Consider the following 19,257-nt stretch of genomic DNA (forward strand, 5'->3'; position numbering starts at 1 on the left):
AATAGATTGTGGGTGATTATCCAGAACACCTCTGTTTTTAACTTGTACATCATTGCTGTTCAAACAGCAATAATCTAAAGTGTCTTTTGAAATGTCAATTCCTGTAACAATATTTTCCATAACTTTGAATTAGCTATTAAAAACCTGAAGAACCAATAGGTCTGAGTACTAACGCTATTAATAAGCCTAAAAGCTTTACATTCTAAATGGTACCAAAACCTAAAGAGGGTGCAAGGACTAATGCTCGATATGAAGCTTAAATTTCAAGAGTCGAGATAGTTCACCTTGCTCCTCTGGTTTTTCAGAAATTTAATATGATTAAACTTCTTATAAATATAAAATGTAAAACTAATAGCGCAGTCGAGACCTCGTTTTTCACCCCCCTTGACGGCCTCTCGACTTCGCTCGAGCCTGCCTGCCGGCAAGGCAGGGCGGCATTCCTATTCTGCTTTAGTTTATCCTGAGAAAATACAATGAAATATACGTGAGAGCCTATTAGGACTGATTGTATAGTTTTAATTTTTAACCGAAAGTGATCAGCTTCGACTCGATTAAGACCTTATTGAAATCAAAGTTTTCAGCAATAAACCTCAGGGTTTTTGGCGTGTAAAAAAAGACATGGGTGGGGTCGTTGTTATACCACCAGTCTTTAAACTCATTTTTGCCGATGTTATCCTTCAATATACTGGTTTTGCAAAAAAGCTTTCCCGAAGTTCTGAGTAAATTTCTTAGTCTTGAGAATTCTTCTTTGGGCTGAAAAAAATGTTCCATGACTTCGCAGCAAATGATAAAATCGTATTTTTTTGTCAGAGGTTTTGTCTCAGGAAAAAAAAACGGATCGTATAAAGCTATTTTTTTAAAACCATTCTCTTCCAGAACTACCGAGGCTACTGGTCCGGTTCCGCAGCCGTAATCTAGTCCGTCTGCAGTTTTTGGAAACTGAGCTTCTACAGCATCGGTAATTGGATTAACAAATTTTTTATATCTGGGGTCTTTTACATCGTTGTTATGTTCTTCATACCTGGATTTTTCCGAAGAATAGTCTATGTATTTTCTGGGGTGAAGAAAAACGGCATGGCAGGTAGAACACGTGTAGTAATCTCTGCCTTTTTTACCTATCGAACAAAAATAATCCGCTATACTTTCGCATAGCGGACATGGATGATTCAATTCTGGGTTTTGAGCTTTCACTAAAGTTCTTTTATTTTCTTCAATTTGGTTTTCCACATCTCAAGGTCTTCTTTCAGTTTATCCATGTTGTTATAAACTTCTTTCACCAGTGGGTTATCACGATTCGCATCAGAGAAAAACTGAAGATTATTTTCCAGCTGCTGCAACTCGGCTTTGGTTTCCTCTATTTTCTTTCTTAAGAAGGTCTGCTCTTTATAGATGCGTTGAGAATCGTCTGCTTCCTCCAGGTTTTGAAGTCTGTTTTGATATTTAATCAGTTCTGCATCTGTTTTGCTAATGTCGATTTGTTTAAAAATCTGATCCAAAGCCTTGTTGAATTTATTTTCAACATAGCGTTTATTAGCAGGGACCATACCAGCCGCATTCCATTTTGAAATATAAGACTTCACCAGTTTGATAGTGCTTTCTTCATCACTGCCTATTTGTTCATCTTTGAGCTTTTGAATAAGCTCTCTTTTTTGATTGAAAGCTTTCATCTCTTCGTTACTCTCATCGTTTTTATTGGCGTGAAATCTGTCGAAATAATGATTACAGGCTGCTTTGAATTGTTTCCAGATTTTATCGGAATCCTTTCTAGGTACATGACCTATTTTTTTCCAATCGTTTTGGATCTTTTTCATAAGAGGTGTTGTGGTTTTAAAATCCTCACTATCCTTATGTTCCTCAGCAATCTTAATAAGTTCTTTCTTTTTCTCAAGATTGGCATATTGCTCAGCCTTTAATTCCTTGTAGAAATCATTTTTGTTTTTATTGAATTCTCGTGTGGCCTTTCTGAAGGCATCCCAGGTCTGGTCCTGCTTTTGTCTTGGTACACTACCAGCTCTGAAAAACAGATCACGAAGCTTATTCACATGCTTGATGCGCTCCTGGGCGTCTCTGTGCTGCGTGATTTTGCTTTCGGCCAATTTTTCAATTTGCTCTATGATGTCGAGTTTTACTTTTAGATGTTCCTCGCGTTTTTCATCGAGTTTTTCAAAATAAGCCTGACGTTTATCATGAATCAATTTGGTAGCTTCACTGAATTTCTCCCAAATCTCATCTCTAAATTCTCTGGATACCGGGCCCAGTTCTTCTTTCCACATTTTATGGAGCAATTGCAATTCACGAAATGCTCTATTGACATCTTCCTGCTGAGCTAGCTCTTCCGCACGATTTATGATTTTGAGCTTTTGATCCAAATTATATTTAAAGTCCATGTCTCTAAATTCGCGATCAAGATGCAAGAAATCATAAAATCGCTCCACATGGTGATGGTAATTATTCCAAACCGTGTTATAGTCATTCTTAGGGACAGAACCCGCATTTTTCCAGCGCTCCTGAAGCTCCTTAAACTGCTTAAAACTGGTATTCATACTCTCGCCAGAGCCGATCATATTTTTAAGTTCCTCTATGATTCCAAGTCTGGTTTTTAGATTGGTGTTGAGGTTTTTCTTAAGCTGAGAATAGTACTGGTCTCTCTTTTCACGATAATCAAAATAGATGGTATTGAAGTTTTTCTTCACAGGGGAGGAGTAGTGAAAATCTATAATATTGCCACCTTCAGCAATAAATTCCTCCTTTTTTTCCTCGATGACATCATTGAATTTCTTATCGAACTCAATTTTGATATTATTGACATGGTCCTTGATGGATTGAACCTTTTCTTTTTTTACCAGGCTTTCCAGCTCAAATACAAGCTCATCCAGAGACATAGCGTGGTAATCCTTCATTTCTATCTCATGCCTTCTTCCTACATCCTGATCTTCGCTGTCTTCAGCATTAGCTTCATCGACATCCTGATCCTTGGATTTTTGATCATCATCATCATCTGAAGTTTCTTCAGATTTAATTGAGTCTTTTTCCTTTTCAGGTGTGCCTGAAGCTGGTTTTGAAACATCCTCTTCAGGGTTTTCTTCTGGAGTTTTAGAACTGTTCTCTTCAGGCTTCTCTGCCGCTGGTTTTGAATCCTCCTCCTCATCAGGGTTTTCTACAGAAGTTTTCGATGCCTCTTCCTTTTTAGAAGTTTCATCAGTTGTAGGTTTATCTGGTTCTGAGAGGTTTTCTTTTTTCTCTTTTTCTTCTGAACCTGGCCGTCCAAGACTCGCAGGCGAGTTTGCTACAGATTCATCAGATGCTTTTTCATCTTGAGTAGATTCAGTAGTTGTGTTTTCAGAGGTGTCTTCAGCGGGTTTAGAGACGTTTTCTTCGTTTATATCCTTGGGATCATTCTGTTCTGACATGTCTTTCAATGTTAAGGTTCGTAAATTCGTTGAAATATAACAACAACCAAGTTACCTCACAAAAAAATGACTGAATTTCCTTGACAAATCAGTCGTTTAAACTGTTAACTCAACTTTAACGACAACCGATTAAACCGAATAGGTTTGTTGAAGTCTTAATAATGAACTTTAAACAAAAAATGTAGTGTATAAAAAGATATTGATCATACTTGCGTTTCTTCCTATTGTAGGATTTGCACAGAAATATGAGTTAAGCGGGAAAGTAATAGATAAGACTATGGATTATCCATTGGAATATGCCTCTATTTCAGCAAAAAGCCTTGAGGATGGGTCTATCGTAAATGGTGGTGTCACCAACCGTCAGGGTGAATTCTCCATCATGTTAGAAAAGGGAACCTATGATCTTGAGATAGAATACATTTCTTTTGAAGTTAAGAAAATCAATAATTTTACCATAACCGAAGATACTGATCTTGGAACCATTAAACTTGGCGCCAAAACAGATAGTCTGGATGAAGTTACTGTAGTAGCTGAAACGACTCAGGTAGAAGTCAGGCTGGATAAAAAAATCTATAATGTGGGGAAAGACCTGACGACCTCGGGTGGTACTGTAAGTGATGCACTTGGGAATGTACCCTCTGTTACTGTAGATATAGATGGAGCCATCAGTTTACGGGGAAATTCAAATGTAAGAATACTGATTAATGGTAAACCGTCCTCTATTGCGGGTTTTGGAGATCAGGATGTGTTTCAGCAACTTCCAGCAAATGCTATTGAATCTGTGGAAGTCATCACGAGTCCTTCAGCCAGATACGATGCTGAGGGTACGGCGGGTATAATCAATATTATCTTAAAAAGAGAAAAAACATTGGGATTTAATGGTTCTATTCGAGGAACTCTCGGAGATCCTAAAAACTCTGGTGCTTTTGCAGATTTAAACTTAAGAACTGACAATTTCAATGTGTTTACAAGTCTTGGCTTTACCGATAGAGTGAGTCCCGGGAATTCATTTTCTGATATAAGATATACAGGTAATTCTAATTTTGATAGAATTATAGAAAACAGGGAGTTTGACAGAACTGGTCAAAACTTTAATGTAAATGCGGGTGTAGAATATTTCATTGATGAGATGTCTTCCATTACAGCTAGTTTTTTTACCAGACTTGGTGATGATAGAGATGTCTCAACCAATATCAACAGAAGATTTGATGACGGAGTAGAGAATAGTACTACTGAAAGAATAGAGGAAGAGCTTGAGGAAGATGAGCGTTATCAATATGCATTAAACTATGAAAAGAGGTTTGATAAGGAGAATCGAGATCATAAACTTACAGCAGACTTGCAATATTCCAACTCTGATGAAACCAAAACCGCTATTATCAATGAAAATCAAACCATTCCTGTAGATTCCCTGGTGGCCTTTCAGGATAATCTCGAAACAGAATTCGAAGAGGGTTTTCTGATTCAGGCAGATTACGTTCTACCTATAGGAGATGCTCAGTTTGAAGCAGGATTTAGAGGGGATTATGAAGACCAGACGCAAGGATTCCTGGTTCAAAGAAGAAATCTTGAAACCGGGGAACTTGTTACAGATGAGTTCGTTTCCAGTGATTTTAATTTTACGCAGAATGTGACTGCCGTGTATACGCAGTTTGGTGACAAGATGGGTAAGTTTTCTTATCTCTTAGGTTTGAGGTATGAAAACACCCAACTGAAAGGAAACACCATACCACTGGTTCCTGAAAATTTTGACAGAAGTTTTGATTTTGATAAGAATTTTGATGGTCTTTTTCCAACCGTCAATTTAGTTTACGAACTTGGAGAGGATGAGAATGTAACTTTAGGATATAACAGACGAATTAATAGACCCAGGAGCTGGTATTTAAATCCTTTTCCATCGCAATCCAGTAGGATTAATGTGTTTCAGGGTAATCCAGATCTTAATCCCTCATTCGCCAATGCCTTTGATTTGGGCTATTTAAAACGTTGGGAGAAACTGACTTTAACAAGTTCTATGTATTATCAAAGAGAAACGGATGCTTTTGAGCGCGTTGAAAGAGATACAGGAAGACTTACGGAAGAAGATGGCATTCCTATTATTGAAAATATCCCCATTAACCTTTCCACTGAAGAGCGTTATGGTGCTGAAGTAGGTGTCTTGTACAATCCGGTGAAGTGGTTAAGAACTAATTTGAGTTTCAATTACTTTAAATTTGAAACAGAAGGAAGTTTTGAAGGTATAAGTTATGGAGCTACCAATGAAAGTTATTTTGGTAGATTTAGTTCCAATATAATTCTTCCTGGTAAAATCCAATGGCAAACCAATGCGTTTTACAGAGGGCCGAGACAAAATGCTCAAACAGAAACTGACCCTATTGCTTCAGTCGATTTGGGTTTTAGCAAAGACTTTTTGAAAGAAGAAAATTTGACCGTATCATTGAATGTTAGAGATTTATTTAACTCTAGGAAACGAGATCAATTTACAGTGACAGAAAATTTCACTTCTACCACTTCCTCACAGTGGAGAGTTAGACAAGTTACAGCTACAGTGGTGTACAGGTTTAACCAGCAAAAGAAAGACCAGAGAAGAGGTGGTGGCGAAGATTACGATGAAAGCGAGTTCTAGTATCCGAGGATTGTATGACAACCAAAAAAGGCAGGAAATCATTTCCTGCCTTTTCTGTTTTTATAAAAAAATATGTTTGACTTAGTCGTCTTTCTTCTTCTTTTTACCTTCTTTGATTTCTTTCAATCTTTCCATTAAAGAACCTCCAATCCAGTAAGGAATGATGGCCGTTAAAAATATCATTAACCAAAACCCGATGGTTAAGATGAGTAGAAAAAGTAAAAACCCTAAATATTGATCAAATTCGAACATCAGAATAAATTTTGTTTTGACAAAGATAAATAAACATTGAATTACAGGCTCATGTTTTTAAAAATAATTATCCTGAAATTGTGTTTTACAATCAACTCCATGTAATATTTCTTAAATTTGACAAACAAAAAAATCATACCATGTCTTATAGAATAGAGAAAGATACGATAGGCGAAGTTCAGGTGCCAGCAGATAAATTATGGGCTGCTCAAACCGAGCGTTCCAGGAATAACTTCAAAATTGGCCCCCAGGCTTCCATGCCTTTAGAAATCATTTATGGTTTTGCTTACTTGAAAAAAGCTGCGGCTTATACCAACGCTGAATTAGGGGTTCTTGAAGAAGAAAAAAGAGATCTTATCGCCAAGGTTTGTGATGAGATTCTGGAAGGTCAGCACGATGATCAATTTCCGCTGGTGATTTGGCAAACAGGTTCCGGAACACAGAGCAATATGAATGTGAATGAGGTGATTTCCAATAGAATTCACCAGTTACAGGGGCACGAGCTTGGAAAAGGCGATAAATTTGTGTCTCCAAACGATGATGTGAATAAATCCCAGTCTTCCAACGATACTTTTCCAACCGGGATGCATATTGCGATTTATAAGAAAATAATGGATGTTACCATTCCAGGTGTTTCTCAATTGAGAGACCAGCTACAAAAGAAGTCTGAAGACTTTAAGGATGTCGTGAAAATCGGGAGGACACATTTCATGGATGCAACGCCCTTAACCCTCGGACAAGAGTTCAGCGGCTACGTCTCTCAGCTTAATCATGGCTTAAAAGCTTTGGAAAACACCCTGCCTCACCTGCAGGAACTCGCACTTGGAGGAACAGCTGTTGGAACCGGCCTCAATACTCCGGAAGGCTATGCTGAAAAGGTGTCGAAGTATATTGCAGATTTCACCGAATTGCCTTTTGTTTCTGCAGAAAATAAATTTGAAGCGCTTGCGGCTCATGATTCCTTAGTAGAAACCCATGGGGCATTAAAACAACTCGCGGTATCGCTTAATAAAATCGGAAATGATATCCGAATGCTGTCTTCCGGGCCGCGAAGTGGCATTGGGGAAATCAGCATTCCAGCCAACGAACCAGGATCTTCCATCATGCCGGGAAAAGTCAATCCTACCCAGTGTGAAGCCCTTACGATGGTTTGTGCCCAGGTGATGGGTAACGATGTTGCCGTAGGCGTAGGGGGTATGCAAGGTCAGTTTGAGCTTAACGTTTTTAAACCTGTGATGGCTGCCAACGTCCTGCAATCGGCCCAGTTAATCGGGGATGCCTGCGTGTCTTTCGATGAAAATTGTGCTGCTGGAATCGAACCTAATCAGGAGCGAATCAATGAATTAGTCAATAATTCCTTAATGCTGGTCACAGCCCTTAATACCAAAATCGGCTATTACAAAGCCGCAGAAATCGCTAATAAAGCTCATGAAAATGGGACCACTTTAAAAGAAGAAGCGGTTAATTTGGGGTATACCACAGCCGAAGAATTCGATAAGTGGGTAGATCCAAAAGCGATGACCAATTCTTAAGTGCATGATTTTGGGAGCATCGCTCACAAACCTTACTAAGTAGTTGTATTAAATAAAGGGCAGTGCTCTAATTTTTAAAAAAAAACTGGTTTGAAATAATTTTCAAGCCGGTTTTTTATTTGGAATACCCTCTTAGAATTGCTTCTTCCGAAAAGCCTTCCAGGTTTCCATACCGATGGATGCAGACATTGACAGGTAATGCTTTAAGCACACCTTCCAGGCCTTCATAATAATGAATGTCTTTTTTTAATGTTACCGTCTCATCCGGTCTGTTTGCAGGAGTATGGCTTTCCGGAATGATGAGCAGAACGCATAAATCTGTATAAGTAGCCAGCCAGTCTTTTAAAATAGAATCCACTTTAGTCATTAATTCTGTGGTGAACGGTGGATCCAAACACCATTGTCCAGGATTTTTTGGTTGATCTAGATTGAAAAAACTACCTGCACTGCCAAAGATTTCATCTGTATCCTTAAAAAGACTGTAAAACTGAGCTCCTGGTTTACCGAGTAACCTGGCATTGAATGGAGAAGCAAAGCCTTCATTTCTGATGCCCCAGTCATAAAATAGGTCGTAAACCCGTTGGGGTGGGCCAATATGTCTGGTTTCAGCATAAATTGAAGCATACCTCAAAGCAGACCTCAACACCGCATTCGCGGCTGTTTCTTCATCCGTTTTTGACCTGACAAAATTGAAAGCTTTATCGATGTACTGGTTTCGTTTAAGTTTAAAATCTCCTGCCTCCAATGCATTTGAATTGATTTTTATAATTTCAAGATCAGTGAAGTTTTCAGAGGTATTGCTGAAGGTGTTTTTGATTAACTTAAGACAAGCCTCTGCTTCTTTGTGGTTCAAACTTACATCGGCGTAACCGAAGCCTGAGGTTATGGCAGCAGTATCGGCTTTCATAAATAAATCCGCACCAGAAGTCTGCTGACTGAACAGCAGATTCATAAGCGTGTTTTCAAGTCCGGCTTTTACCTGGGAGCGCTTAGCTTTGGGAGACAGGTAAGCAAAAAATTTATTAAGAACCTTCTGGCTTAAGGCCCAGTGTTGATATTCAGTAATGACTTCTGAGGCTACTGTATAGGAATTCATGAATTGGGTTTTATCAGATTTTCGAAAATATAAAGATCTTCAGTGAGAAGACTTTGAATAATCCTTAAAAAATTCCTTTAATCTGTTCCGGAGGTCTTCCAATGGCAGCCTTATAAGCATTCACTACAATTGGCCGTTCTATCAATTTGGGATACTCATGAAGAGCGTCGATAAGCTCTGAATCACTCAGGGACCTGCCTTTGAAGTTCTCTTTCCAGATTTTTTCCTGTGTTCTCACAAGTTCTATCGGGGAGATTTTCAGTTTATTGAGGATAGATTTTAGTTCTTCTTTGGAAGGAACTTCATCCAGGTATTTTATGATTTCAAAATCTTTTCCTGACTCCTCTAGAATAGCTAAGCCTTCCCTGGACTTTTTGCATCGCGGATTGTGGTATATTTTAATCATAAGCTATCGGTTTCTTTTTTCTGTCCGCTACTCATGAGGAAGGTTTTCAAAAAGGAATCGATATGACCATTCATCACATCATCTACATTTCCACTTTCATATCCTGTCCTCACATCTTTTACGAGTTTATACGGGTGCATCACATAATTTCGAATTTGCGAGCCCCATTCTATGCTTTTCTTCTCAGATTCAATTTCGGTTCTGGCCGCCTGTTGTTTTTGAAGTTCAATTTCATAGAGTTGTGATTTTAACATCTTCATGGCTTTTTCTCTGTTTTCCAGCTGAGATCGAGTTTCAGAATTATGGATTACAATGCCACTGGGATGGTGAGTAAGAATCGCCTTGGTTTCAACTTTATTTACATTTTGACCTCCGGCACCGCCAGATCTGGCAAAATCCCAGTTGATGTCCGAAGGATTAATATCGATTTCTATGGTATCATCTACCAACGGATAAACATATACCGAAGCAAAAGAGGTGTGCCGTTTGGCATTGCTGTCGAAAGGTGAAATTCTCACCAGGCGATGAACACCGTTTTCACCTTTCAGCCAGCCAAAAGCATAATCGCCTTCTATTTCTAAAGTCACCGTTTTGATTCCTGCAACGTCACCAGACTGGTGGTTGAGCTCTCTTACTTTGAAGCCTTTGCGCTCGGCCCACATCACATACATTCTCATCAGCATTTCTGCCCAGTCACAGCTTTCAGTACCTCCGGCGCCAGCTGTAATTTGTAATATAGCAGTTAAAGGATCGCTTTCTTCGGAGAGCATGTTCTTGAATTCCAGATCTTCGATCAGCTCTAAAGCTTCATCGTGTTTGCTCTGTATTTCTTCTTCTGAAATATCTCCCTCTTCGTAAAATTCAAACAAAACATTCAGGTCCTCTACTTTTTGTCTGGCTTCATCAAAGCTCCTAATCCATTGCTTTTCATCGTTGATGGCCTGCATCAATTTTTGAGCTTCCTGAGGTCTATCCCAGAAATCTGGCGCAAATGTTTTTTCTTCTTCGTTGGCAACTTTGATGCGTTTGGCATCTAAGTCAAAGATATTGGTTTAGGGAAGTGATACGCTTATTGATGGTTTTGATAGACTCGGCATTAATCATAACTGAATTTTTGTCAAATTTAAAAATTATCCATTGCGTCATCAATCTAATTATGTTTATTTTCGAATAAAAAGTCCTTTGCTGATTTTAATCATCAAAGTTTACACCTGCCCGAGTGCCTCATTCAGGCGGGTGTAACATCAAAGCACACTAAACCTACATACATGAAAATTGATTTAAGAAGTGATACCGTGACAAAGCCTACAAAAGACATGCTGGAATACATGATGTCCGCAGAGGTAGGCGATGATGTCTATAAAGAAGATCCGTCTGTCAATCAGCTCGAGACCTATCTGGCCGATTTATTTGGTATGGATGCCGCCCTTTATTTTCCTACGGGTTCCATGTCCAATCAGGCGGCCATCAAACTACACACGCAACCTGGAGAACAACTCATCTGTGATAAATGGGCGCATGTATATAATTATGAAGGTGGGGGCGTCTCCTTCAACAGTGGAGTCTCCTGTAAACTGGTGGATGGCGATAAAGGTAAAATCACTGCCGATCTTGTGGAAGAAGCTATCAACCCGCCAGATTTCTACCACAGTCCGTTAACCTCTCTGGTTTGTTTGGAAAATACCACCAATAAAGGTGGGGGAGCCTGTTATGACCTGGAAACCATTCGATCCATCAGAGCAGTATGTGATAAGCATGGTTTGGGTCTGCACCTGGATGGTGCCCGACTTTATAATGCCATTGTGGCCAATAATCACGATCCCAAAGACTTCGGAAAAGAATTCGATACCATATCGCTTTGTTTATCCAAAGGACTGGGGGCGCCCATGGGAACGGTTTTGATGGGTAATGATGATCTTATGAAACAGGCCATGCGTGTACGTAAAGTGCTGGGGGGTGGCATGAGACAGGTGGGTTATATGGCTGCTGGGGCTTATTACGCTTTGCATAATCACGTGGATAGGTTGAAAGTAGATCACGAAAGAGCTACGGATATCGAAGAGGTATTAACCGATCATCCCCTGATTGAAGCGGTGGATCACGTGGAGACTAATATTGTTATTTTTTACCTTCAGCCTCATCTCGATGAAATCAAATTCATGCGGGACCTGGAAGAAAAAGGCATTAGAATCAGCAATATGGGAAATGGTAAAATGCGCCTGGTAACGCATTTAGACTATGACGAAAACCAGCACGAGTACTTCCTGAAAACTTTAAAGTCCCTTTAGAATTATATTTTGTGGCTTACCCCTCCCCAATGCTTTGGGGAGGGGTCGGGCTTTTCGTTGCAATGCTTTAGCCTAAAAGCATAAAACTAAAAAGTCCGGCAAGCTTCTTTGGGCGCTAGCCGGACTTAAGTTTTATAATCTTTTAGTCTTGCAGGATTTTCACTTCAATCCCTAAGCCAAGGCCAAATGATGATGAGTACTTTAGTTATTCTTGTTGTAATCTGCCAAAAATTTCTCCAAACCACTATCGGTTAAAGGATGTTTCAACAGTCCTTCGATTGAAGATAAAGGACCTGTCATAACATCGGCACCTATTTTTGCGCAGTCAATAATGTGCATGGTATGTCTTATTGAAGCTGCTAAAATTTGAGTTTCGAACATATAGTTGTCATACACCAGTCTGATTTCTTCGATGAGGTTAAGACCATCTGTAGAAATATCATCCAAACGTCCGATAAAAGGGGACACGTAAGTTGCGCCTGCTTTGGCAGCCAGTAAAGCCTGACCTACAGAAAACACCAACGTACAGTTGGTTCTGATTCCTTTTTCTGAGAAGTATTTAATGGCTTTAATTCCCTCTTTGATCATAGGAACCTTCACAACGATTTGGTCGTGAAGTTCAGCTAAGGCTTCCCCTTCTTTAACGATGCCTTCAAAATCAGTGGAAATCACTTCGGCACTCACATCGCCGTCTACAATTTCGCAGATCTTGATGTAGTGATTTTTAATGTTTTCTTCGCCGGTGATGCCTTCTTTAGCCATCAACGAAGGATTGGTGGTTACCCCATCTAGAATTCCAAGGTCCTGGGCTTCTTTGATCTGGTCGATATTTGCTGTGTCGATAAAAAATTTCATAAGTATATGTTTTGATTACAAATTTACAGTTTATAGTGTTTAAGCAGCAGTTTTTCAAAAACTTTATCAGGGAGAATGTGTTTCAGGAAAACGGATATCTTCTGAGTAAAATCTCCAACCTTATAATGAATTTTAGGACTGGACTTTTGCATGATGGCATGTACGCTTTTGGCCATCAGGTTTGGATCCTTACCCTGATCGACATGTTCGTCCATCAGTTTCAAACTTCTTTCATAAACGGCCTTGTAGGGAGAGTTTTCCTGAACTGGGGCATGAAATCTTCCTGCAGCGATGTTGGTGGCAAAATCCCCTGGGGCCACATTGGTCATTTTGATACCAAAGGCTTTCAATTCCATGCGGTAGGCTTCCGTGGTTAATTCCAAAGCACCTTTGGTGGCAGAATAAAAGCCGCGAAACGGCAAGCCCATATGGCCTGCAATAGAAGTGATATTGATGATAAAGCCGGATTGTCTGGCCCTCATGTGAGGCAAAACAGTATTGATGACTTTAAGCGGTCCAAAATAATTGGTTTCGAAAATTTTTCTCTGTTCCCCGTCGGGGATTTCCTCAAGAGGTCCCGTGATTCCAACGCCTGCATTATTGATGAGAAAATCGATTTGGCCCTCTTTTGCAATGAGGGTTTCAATAGCCGTTTTTATGCTTTCCTCCTGAGTCACATCGAGTTGAAGAAAATGAATTCCATGGAGCTCCTTGTGTTTTGGAGTTCTGCTAGTACCATAAACTTTGTAATTGAATTTGGCGAGATATTCACCGATTGATTTTCCAATTCCTGATGAAGCTCCGGTAATCAAAACGACGTTTTGCATTGAGGGTTGAATTTTGGCAAATATCCAACTTATAGGCTTAAGAAAAAAATGATGGAAAGGGCTGGGGAAATAAAAAAGGGCAAGCGACCTACATCACACCGCTACGACCGTCTACCCTTGCTACGTTCCCGTCCTGGGGGAATTCGACAGGAGCTGGTTGTGTAGGACTTGCCCGACTGCAAATATACAATCTTATTTAAAGTCAACAAGTTGTTTTCTGGTCAAATTCCCTATTTTTACTTTGTATTTCAAAACTAAACCTATGCGAATTTTTAAGTCCTTGGCAATCATATTTTTAACGCTTGTTTTGTTTTCCTGTGATGAAGATTTATCTAAAGATTTTAAAATTGTATTCAAAAATGATTCTAAAACGGTAAAGACTACCGAAGTGCTTAGGGGTTCGATCAAAGCCTTGAAAGATCATGTGGTAAATTCAGTAGAAATTAAATTTCAAAATAAAACTATTGAGGATGTTCAACTTTCAGAAGACTTTTCAATAGGCTTGTCTCAATTGAAGCTGGGTGATCATGAATTCCAGGTTATTCTGGATATCCAGGGTGAAAAAGTAAAACTTTCGGAAACGATTAAAATTCTGAATACTGAACGTCCTAAATTATATACTTACGAAATTATAAATACCTATCCGCATGACATGCAGGCTTACACGCAAGGCCTGGAGTTTCATGGAGATACTTTATACGAAAGCACAGGGCAACGCGGGGAATCAAGTCTTAGAAAAGTCGATTATACAACAGGAGAGGTGCTCAAAAAAGTAGAATTGGATCCCTTTTATTTTGGAGAAGGTTTGACGATACTGCATGGGAAAATCTATCAGCTAACCTGGCAGTCTCAGGAGGGTTTGATTTATGATTTAGAGTCGATGAACTTACTTTCTAAGTTTGCTTATCATGAAAGTAAAGAAGGCTGGGGGCTATGTAATGATGGTAGGCAATTGTATAAAAGTGATGGAACAGATAAGATCTGGATACTAAATGCAGAAAGCCTTGAGGAAGAGTCTTACATACAGCCTACAACCAACAAGGCGGTCTTAAATCAGATGAACGAATTAGAATGGGTAGAGGGAAAAATCTATGCCAATACCTATCAAAAAGATGGTGTTGTGATCATCAATCCGCAAAATGGGGCAGTAGAAGGTGTGGTAGATTTTAGAGGGCTTCGCGATAAAGTAAAACAGCATTCGACTCTTGATGTTTTGAATGGAATTGCATACCACAAAGATTCTCAGCGTCTTTTTGTGACTGGTAAAAACTGGAATAAACTCTTTGAAGTTAAACTTATAGAAAAATAAAACGGCTCTCCAAGCGTTTTATTTTTTATACTATTTACGAAACCGATTCGATAAAAAAAATCCTTAAACACAGGATGTAATGCTTGTTTTAATCATCAAAACTTGCATATGACCATTAAAAAACAATAAACATAAACCCATGAAACAATGTTTGCTTATTCTTTCTGTCATAGGTTTGATTTCATTGACGTCCTGCAGGGATGATTTTGAGTTGGAGCCGAGCTTTGGAGCTCTGGAATTTTCAAAAGATACCGTTTATCTGGATACTGTGTTTACTACTACAGGCTCAAGCACCTATAAGTTTAAGGTGTATAACCGAAGTGATCAGGACATTTTAATTCCGAGCATTCAGTTAAATGAAGGTGAAGAGTCAAATTTTAGGCTGAATGTCGATGGAGTTGCCGGTAAAATAATTGAGGATATCAATATACTGGCTAAAGACAGCATTTTTGTATTTGTAGAAGTGACGGCAGATATTCAAGAACTCACCCAAAACCAGCTTTCTTTTTTATATACAGACCAAATTAACTTTGATACCGGACCCGATATGCAGCAGGTTGAACTGGTTACCTTAGTTCAGGACGCTTATTTTTTGTTTCCGGAACGATTTGAAGACGGTTCTTCAGAAACACTGAGCCTTGGTGTGAATGAGGAAGGACTGGAAATTCAGATCGACGGGTTTATCTTAGAGGATGAGCATTTGACTTTTACAAATGAAAAGCCTTATGTCATCTACGGATTTGCTGGAGTTCCTTCCGGCAAAACCTTGTTGATAGAAGCAGGAGCCAGAATCCATTTTCATGATAACAGTGGAATTATTGTGTCCACTGGTGCCTCTATGCATGCCTTGGGTGAGCTAAGTACGGATCCTGAGCGGATGGAAAACGAAATTATTTTTGAAGGGGACCGGCTTGAACCGGAATTTGCTGAGGTGCCCGGTCAGTGGGCCGCCATTTGGTTAACACAGGGCAGTACAAATCACAGGTTCGATCATGTGACTGTTAAAAATTCCACAGTAGGTATTTTGATGGACTCCAACGACGGGGGGGATCAACCCACGCTGACCATAAAGAATACTCAGATTTACAATTCAGCAAACGTAGGATTACTGGCCCGTACTGGATTTATTGATGCAGAAAATCTGGTTATCAATAACAGCGGGCAGGTGTCTCTGAATCTTTCGCTAGGTGGCCGTTATAACTTCAGGCATTGCACTTTTACCAATTACTGGCGAAATGGATTCAGGCAATTTCCTGCGGTATTGATCGAGAATAATCTTGAAGCAGGTGAAACTTTGTTTGTTTCAGATTTGGTAGAAGCCAATTTTAGTAATTGTATCATTTATGGTAATGAATCTATTGAACTGATCTTCAATAAAGTGGATGAAGCTGCATTTAATTACAAGTTCGAAAACTGCCTGCTGCGCTTTAACGATACCAATAATCGATTTACTGACAACGGCTTATACGACTTTCAGAATACAGATGTATTCGAAAATATCATTCTTAATGAGACCCCTTTATTTTTGAATGCAGAGGACAATCATATGATCATCAGCGATGAATCCCCGGCCGATGGTCTGGGTAATCCGACTACGGCCAGTCAAGTTCCCTTCGATATCCTCGGAAAAAACAGAACTCAAAATCCAGATTTGGGTGCTTATCAAAGCATTCCGTTTGAAGAATAAAAAAGGGTTTCAGAATAGTTTTAAATACAAGTCTTTAGTAGGATTTTTCGGTAATTAATTTTATTTTAAACTCACCACTCACCACTCACCACTCACCACTCACCACTCACCACTCACCACCTGCCTTTGCCAAGGAAGCGCAGGCAGGCTCACGACCTGCCTTTGCCAAGGAAGCGCAGGCAGGCTCACGATAAGCAAAAAAAAAATCACCCTTAAGATAAAGACTAAGAGTGATTTTAATGTGTTGTAAAGCAGAAATCCCGATGTATTTCTTCGGGCTGCTGACTTAACCTTTAACCGTTTCAGCAAACAAGGGCTTCTGACTCATCATCTCGTGTACCTGTTTTTTGATGGACTTCAGCTGCGGTGTGTTTTCAAAATCAGTGATAACCTCATCGATCAAGTCAACGATTTTTTCCATGTCATTTTCCTGTAAACCCCGGGTTGTAATAGCTGGAGTCCCAATTCTGATGCCTGAAGTGACAAATGGTGATTTATCATCAAAGGGAACCATGTTCTTATTCACGGTAATGCCTGCAGCTCCAAGCGCTTCTTCGGCCTGTTTTCCTGAAATATTTTTATTTCGAAGGTCGATAAGCATCATGTGATTATCTGTACCTCCAGAAATAATGTTATAATCTTTATCTACAAAAGCCTTGGCCATAGCAGAGGCATTTTTAATCACCTGTTTTTGATATTCTACAAATTCTTCTGAAAGCGCTTCTCCGAAAGCTACCGCTTTAGCAGCGATAATATGCTCAAGTGGACCTCCTTGATTACCTGGAAAAACAGAGCTATCCAGCATGCTGGACATTTTTTTCAGGTTACCGTTTTTGAGTTTTTCGCCAAATGGATTTTCGAAATCCTTACCCATCAAAATGATACCACCACGCGGACCTCGAATGGTCTTGTGTGTTGTAGAGGTTACAATATGACAATGTTCTACGGGACTTTGTAATAATCCAGCTGCAATAAGACCTGCGGGATGCGCCATATCTGCCAGCAAAACAGCATCAACTTCATCTGCTATTTCCCTGAAGGTTTTGTAATCAATTTCTCTGGAATAGGCAGAAGCACCGGCAATAATCATTTTTGGTTTCTCTTTGTGAGCGACTTCCCTCACCATATCATAGTCGATAAGGCCTGTTTCTTTATCCACACCATAAAAAACAGGATTGTAAAGCTTTCCAGAAAAATTAACTGGCGAACCATGAGTCAAATGCCCCCCATGCGAAAGGTCAAAACCTAAAATGGTGTCCCCAGGTTTCAAACAAATCGAAAACACAGCTGTGTTGGCCTGAGAACCTGAGTGTGGCTGAACATTTGCGTATTCCGCTCCGAATAACTTTTTCAAACGTTCTCTGGCAAGATCCTCAACTTTATCTACGACTTCACAACCCCCATAATAGCGTTTGCCGGGATAGCCTTCAGCATATTTGTTGGTAAGCACCGATCCCGCAGCATCCAGTACATCCTGACTTGCGAAATTCTCACTGGCAATCAATTCTAAACCGTTGATTTGTCTGTTTTTTTCTTCAAGAATTAATTCTGAAATGACCTTATCTTTCATCCTTATATTTTAAAGTTAAATATGGTCCAAATTTAACCAATTTGAATGGTTAATACGGTTAAAATAATATATTTGAACTAAGATTTAAGATTAGTTTCAAATCCTAAAACCTAAACCTATGTCCTTAAAAGCTAATGATCCCTCAAGAAAAACATGGTTGGATCTCCCCGATAATACAGATTTTCCCATTCAAAATATTCCTTTTGGCGTTTTCTTGACTCGTGATGATATCATCACTATTGGAACCCGCATTGGTGATTTTGCTATAGATTTAGGCGCCCTGCACCAGCTTGGGTATTTTAAGGATATACCGCTTACCGATGATATTTTTTTACAGGATAGTCTCAACGATTTTATCGCCGATGGTAGAAAAACGTGGAGGTCTGTAAGAAACAGAGTGGCAGAATTATTCGACGCTAAAAACGATGAGTTAAAATCCAATCAAAAAGACAGGGATACCGTTCTTTTCACCTTAGATGAAATAGAAATGCAGATGCCGGTTCAGGTGGGTGATTACACAGATTTTTATTCCAGCAAAGAACACGCAACCAATGTGGGCAAGATGTTCAGGGATGAAGAAAACGCCTTGCTGCCCAACTGGCTTCACGCCCCTATTGGATATCATGGCCGTAGTTCTTCTATCGTTCCCAGCGGCATCCCGATTCACAGGCCTCAGGGTCAGAAATTGCCTAAAGGAGCCGATGAACCTATTTTTGGTCCGACCAGGCATCTGGACTTTGAACTTGAAATGGCTTTTGTCACCACGGCGAGTAATCATCTGGGCGAACCTATCCCTTCTGAAGATGCTGAAAGTTATATTTTCGGTATGGTTCTTTTCAACGATTTGAGCGCAAGGGATTTTCAAAAGTGGGAATACCAGCCTTTGGGACCCTTTTTAGGAAAAAACTTTGGTTCGGCAATTTCACCCTGGATTGTAACTTTAGATGCCCTGGAGCCTTTCCGTGTGGAAGGACCTAAACCCATTAAGAAACTTTTGCCCTATCTGGAAACTAAAGGCAAAAAGAGCTTTGATATCAGCTTATCTGTAGCTATTCAGCCAGATAATGGCGAAGAAACCGTGATAACCAAATCCAATTTTAAATATATGTACTGGAATATGAGTCAGCAGCTGGCTCACCATACGGTTAATGGCTGTCCGGTAAACAGTGGAGATATGATGGCAAGCGGAACCATTTCTGGTCCTACGCCAGAATCTTACGGGTCCATGCTAGAATTGTCCTGGGGCGGTTCAAAACCGGTGAAACTCAAGAACGGTCAGGAGCGACGCTATATTGATGATAATGATACGGTGATTTTACGCGGCTATTGTCAGAATCATGAAGTGAGAATAGGCTTTGGAGAGGTGTCCACCAAAATTCTTCCCGTGTTTAAGTCTTAA

Annotated in this window: 15 protein-coding genes and 1 other RNA gene; 6 read left to right on the plus strand and 10 right to left on the minus strand. The window is 39.7% G+C overall.

The features are described 5' to 3' along the window. Window positions 1-522: 522 nt before the first annotated feature. Both BLP81_RS12255 and BLP81_RS12260 read right to left on the minus strand, forming a co-directional pair. Window positions 523-1,227, minus strand: a complete 705-nt coding sequence (locus tag BLP81_RS12255) for a class I SAM-dependent methyltransferase (protein WP_093369569.1) — start codon at window positions 1,225-1,227, stop codon at window positions 523-525. Further along, a complete protein-coding gene (locus BLP81_RS12260) occupies window positions 1,191-3,410 on the minus strand; it encodes a DUF349 domain-containing protein (protein ID WP_093369574.1) in 2,220 nt (739 codons plus the stop codon). Before BLP81_RS12260 ends, BLP81_RS12255 begins: the two co-directional genes overlap by 37 nt. Window positions 3,411-3,594: 184 nt before the next feature. Between BLP81_RS12260 and BLP81_RS12265 the strand changes: the two genes are divergently transcribed. Continuing rightward, complete coding sequence (locus BLP81_RS12265) at window positions 3,595-6,036, plus strand: TonB-dependent receptor (RefSeq protein WP_245686471.1); 2,442 nt, start codon at window positions 3,595-3,597, stop codon at window positions 6,034-6,036. A gap of 81 nt (window positions 6,037-6,117) precedes the next feature. Here the strand turns inward: BLP81_RS12265 and BLP81_RS13690 are convergent, their stop codons facing one another. Next, window positions 6,118-6,288 (minus strand): hypothetical protein, encoded by a 171-nt coding sequence (locus tag BLP81_RS13690; protein ID WP_093369584.1) that lies wholly within the window; start codon window positions 6,286-6,288, stop codon window positions 6,118-6,120. Between the two features lie 140 nt (window positions 6,289-6,428). Here BLP81_RS13690 and fumC point away from each other — a divergent pair, with 140 nt between their 5' ends. Beyond that, window positions 6,429-7,820 carry a class II fumarate hydratase gene (gene fumC, locus BLP81_RS12275; protein ID WP_093369590.1) on the plus strand — a complete coding sequence of 464 codons (1,392 nt, stop codon included), beginning with the start codon at window positions 6,429-6,431 and terminating at the stop codon, window positions 7,818-7,820. Window positions 7,821-7,935: 115 nt separating this feature from the next. On the opposite strand, the gene BLP81_RS12280 is transcribed toward fumC, so the two are convergent. From BLP81_RS12280 to prfB, 3 genes are all read right to left on the minus strand, one after another. Next, window positions 7,936-8,916: a PCIF1 family methyltransferase gene (locus BLP81_RS12280; RefSeq protein ID WP_093369595.1), complete on the minus strand. Its 981-nt coding sequence runs from the start codon at window positions 8,914-8,916 to the stop codon at window positions 7,936-7,938. Window positions 8,917-8,980: 64 nt separating this feature from the next. Next, window positions 8,981-9,322 carry an arsenate reductase (glutaredoxin) gene (gene arsC / locus BLP81_RS12285; RefSeq protein ID WP_093369600.1) on the minus strand — a complete coding sequence of 114 codons (342 nt, stop codon included), beginning with the start codon at window positions 9,320-9,322 and terminating at the stop codon, window positions 8,981-8,983. Then, window positions 9,319-10,426 (minus strand): peptide chain release factor 2 gene (gene prfB, locus BLP81_RS12290; RefSeq protein ID WP_143002837.1). Its coding sequence is split into 2 segments (ribosomal slippage): window positions 9,319-10,362 and window positions 10,364-10,426, totalling 1,107 coding nucleotides; the frame shifts between segments, so codons are not numbered across the junction. The genes arsC and prfB overlap by 4 nt, the downstream gene beginning before the upstream one ends. Before the next feature lie 164 nt (window positions 10,427-10,590). Here prfB and BLP81_RS12295 point away from each other — a divergent pair. Next, window positions 10,591-11,610: a threonine aldolase family protein gene (locus BLP81_RS12295; protein ID WP_093369610.1), complete on the plus strand. Its 1,020-nt coding sequence runs from the start codon at window positions 10,591-10,593 to the stop codon at window positions 11,608-11,610. A 201-nt stretch (window positions 11,611-11,811) separates the two neighbouring features. Here BLP81_RS12295 and fsa read toward each other — a convergent pair whose 3' ends face one another. The 3 genes from fsa to ffs form a co-directional block, all read right to left on the minus strand. Further along, window positions 11,812-12,465 carry a fructose-6-phosphate aldolase gene (fsa, locus tag BLP81_RS12300; RefSeq protein WP_093369615.1) on the minus strand — a complete coding sequence of 218 codons (654 nt, stop codon included), beginning with the start codon at window positions 12,463-12,465 and terminating at the stop codon, window positions 11,812-11,814. 23 nt (window positions 12,466-12,488) lie between these two features. After that, window positions 12,489-13,292, minus strand: a complete 804-nt coding sequence (locus BLP81_RS12305; protein WP_093369619.1) for an SDR family oxidoreductase — start codon at window positions 13,290-13,292, stop codon at window positions 12,489-12,491. A gap of 74 nt (window positions 13,293-13,366) precedes the next feature. Further along, window positions 13,367-13,466: signal recognition particle sRNA small type (gene ffs, locus BLP81_RS12310), an RNA gene on the minus strand. 88 nt (window positions 13,467-13,554) lie between these two features. On the opposite strand from ffs, the gene BLP81_RS12315 reads away from it, so the two are divergent. Both BLP81_RS12315 and BLP81_RS12320 read left to right on the plus strand, forming a co-directional pair. Then, window positions 13,555-14,601 carry a glutaminyl-peptide cyclotransferase gene (locus BLP81_RS12315; RefSeq protein ID WP_093369623.1) on the plus strand — a complete coding sequence of 349 codons (1,047 nt, stop codon included), beginning with the start codon at window positions 13,555-13,557 and terminating at the stop codon, window positions 14,599-14,601. Between the two features lie 139 nt (window positions 14,602-14,740). After that, window positions 14,741-16,288 carry a hypothetical protein gene (locus BLP81_RS12320; RefSeq protein WP_093369627.1) on the plus strand — a complete coding sequence of 516 codons (1,548 nt, stop codon included), beginning with the start codon at window positions 14,741-14,743 and terminating at the stop codon, window positions 16,286-16,288. Between the two features lie 286 nt (window positions 16,289-16,574). Here the strand turns inward: BLP81_RS12320 and BLP81_RS12325 are convergent, their stop codons facing one another. Further along, a complete protein-coding gene (locus BLP81_RS12325) occupies window positions 16,575-17,858 on the minus strand; it encodes a serine hydroxymethyltransferase (RefSeq protein WP_093369632.1) in 1,284 nt (427 codons plus the stop codon). A gap of 118 nt (window positions 17,859-17,976) precedes the next feature. Here BLP81_RS12325 and fahA point away from each other — a divergent pair, with 118 nt between their 5' ends. Then, window positions 17,977-19,257 (plus strand): fumarylacetoacetase, encoded by a 1,281-nt coding sequence (gene fahA, locus BLP81_RS12330; protein WP_093369637.1) that lies wholly within the window; start codon window positions 17,977-17,979, stop codon window positions 19,255-19,257.

The organism is Psychroflexus sediminis, assembly GCF_900099815.1.
GTDB lineage: Bacteria > Bacteroidota > Bacteroidia > Flavobacteriales > Flavobacteriaceae > Psychroflexus > Psychroflexus sediminis.

What these genes read in the sequence shown, in the direction of transcription:
- BLP81_RS12305 (WP_093369619.1), bottom strand. Translation starts at nt 13,292, where the DNA reads ATGCAAAACGTCGTTTTGATTACCGGAGCTTCATCAGGAATTGGAAAA.
- BLP81_RS12295 (WP_093369610.1), top strand. Translation starts at nt 10,591, where the DNA reads ATGAAAATTGATTTAAGAAGTGATACCGTGACAAAGCCTACAAAAGAC.
- BLP81_RS13690 (WP_093369584.1), bottom strand. Translation starts at nt 6,288, where the DNA reads ATGTTCGAATTTGATCAATATTTAGGGTTTTTACTTTTTCTACTCATC.
- fumC (WP_093369590.1), top strand. Translation starts at nt 6,429, where the DNA reads ATGTCTTATAGAATAGAGAAAGATACGATAGGCGAAGTTCAGGTGCCA.
- BLP81_RS12325 (WP_093369632.1), bottom strand. Translation starts at nt 17,858, where the DNA reads ATGAAAGATAAGGTCATTTCAGAATTAATTCTTGAAGAAAAAAACAGA.
- fahA (WP_093369637.1), top strand. Translation starts at nt 17,977, where the DNA reads ATGTCCTTAAAAGCTAATGATCCCTCAAGAAAAACATGGTTGGATCTC.
- BLP81_RS12320 (WP_093369627.1), top strand. Translation starts at nt 14,741, where the DNA reads ATGAAACAATGTTTGCTTATTCTTTCTGTCATAGGTTTGATTTCATTG.
- BLP81_RS12280 (WP_093369595.1), bottom strand. Translation starts at nt 8,916, where the DNA reads ATGAATTCCTATACAGTAGCCTCAGAAGTCATTACTGAATATCAACAC.
- BLP81_RS12315 (WP_093369623.1), top strand. Translation starts at nt 13,555, where the DNA reads ATGCGAATTTTTAAGTCCTTGGCAATCATATTTTTAACGCTTGTTTTG.
- fsa (WP_093369615.1), bottom strand. Translation starts at nt 12,465, where the DNA reads ATGAAATTTTTTATCGACACAGCAAATATCGACCAGATCAAAGAAGCC.
- arsC (WP_093369600.1), bottom strand. Translation starts at nt 9,322, where the DNA reads ATGATTAAAATATACCACAATCCGCGATGCAAAAAGTCCAGGGAAGGC.
- BLP81_RS12260 (WP_093369574.1), bottom strand. Translation starts at nt 3,410, where the DNA reads ATGTCAGAACAGAATGATCCCAAGGATATAAACGAAGAAAACGTCTCT.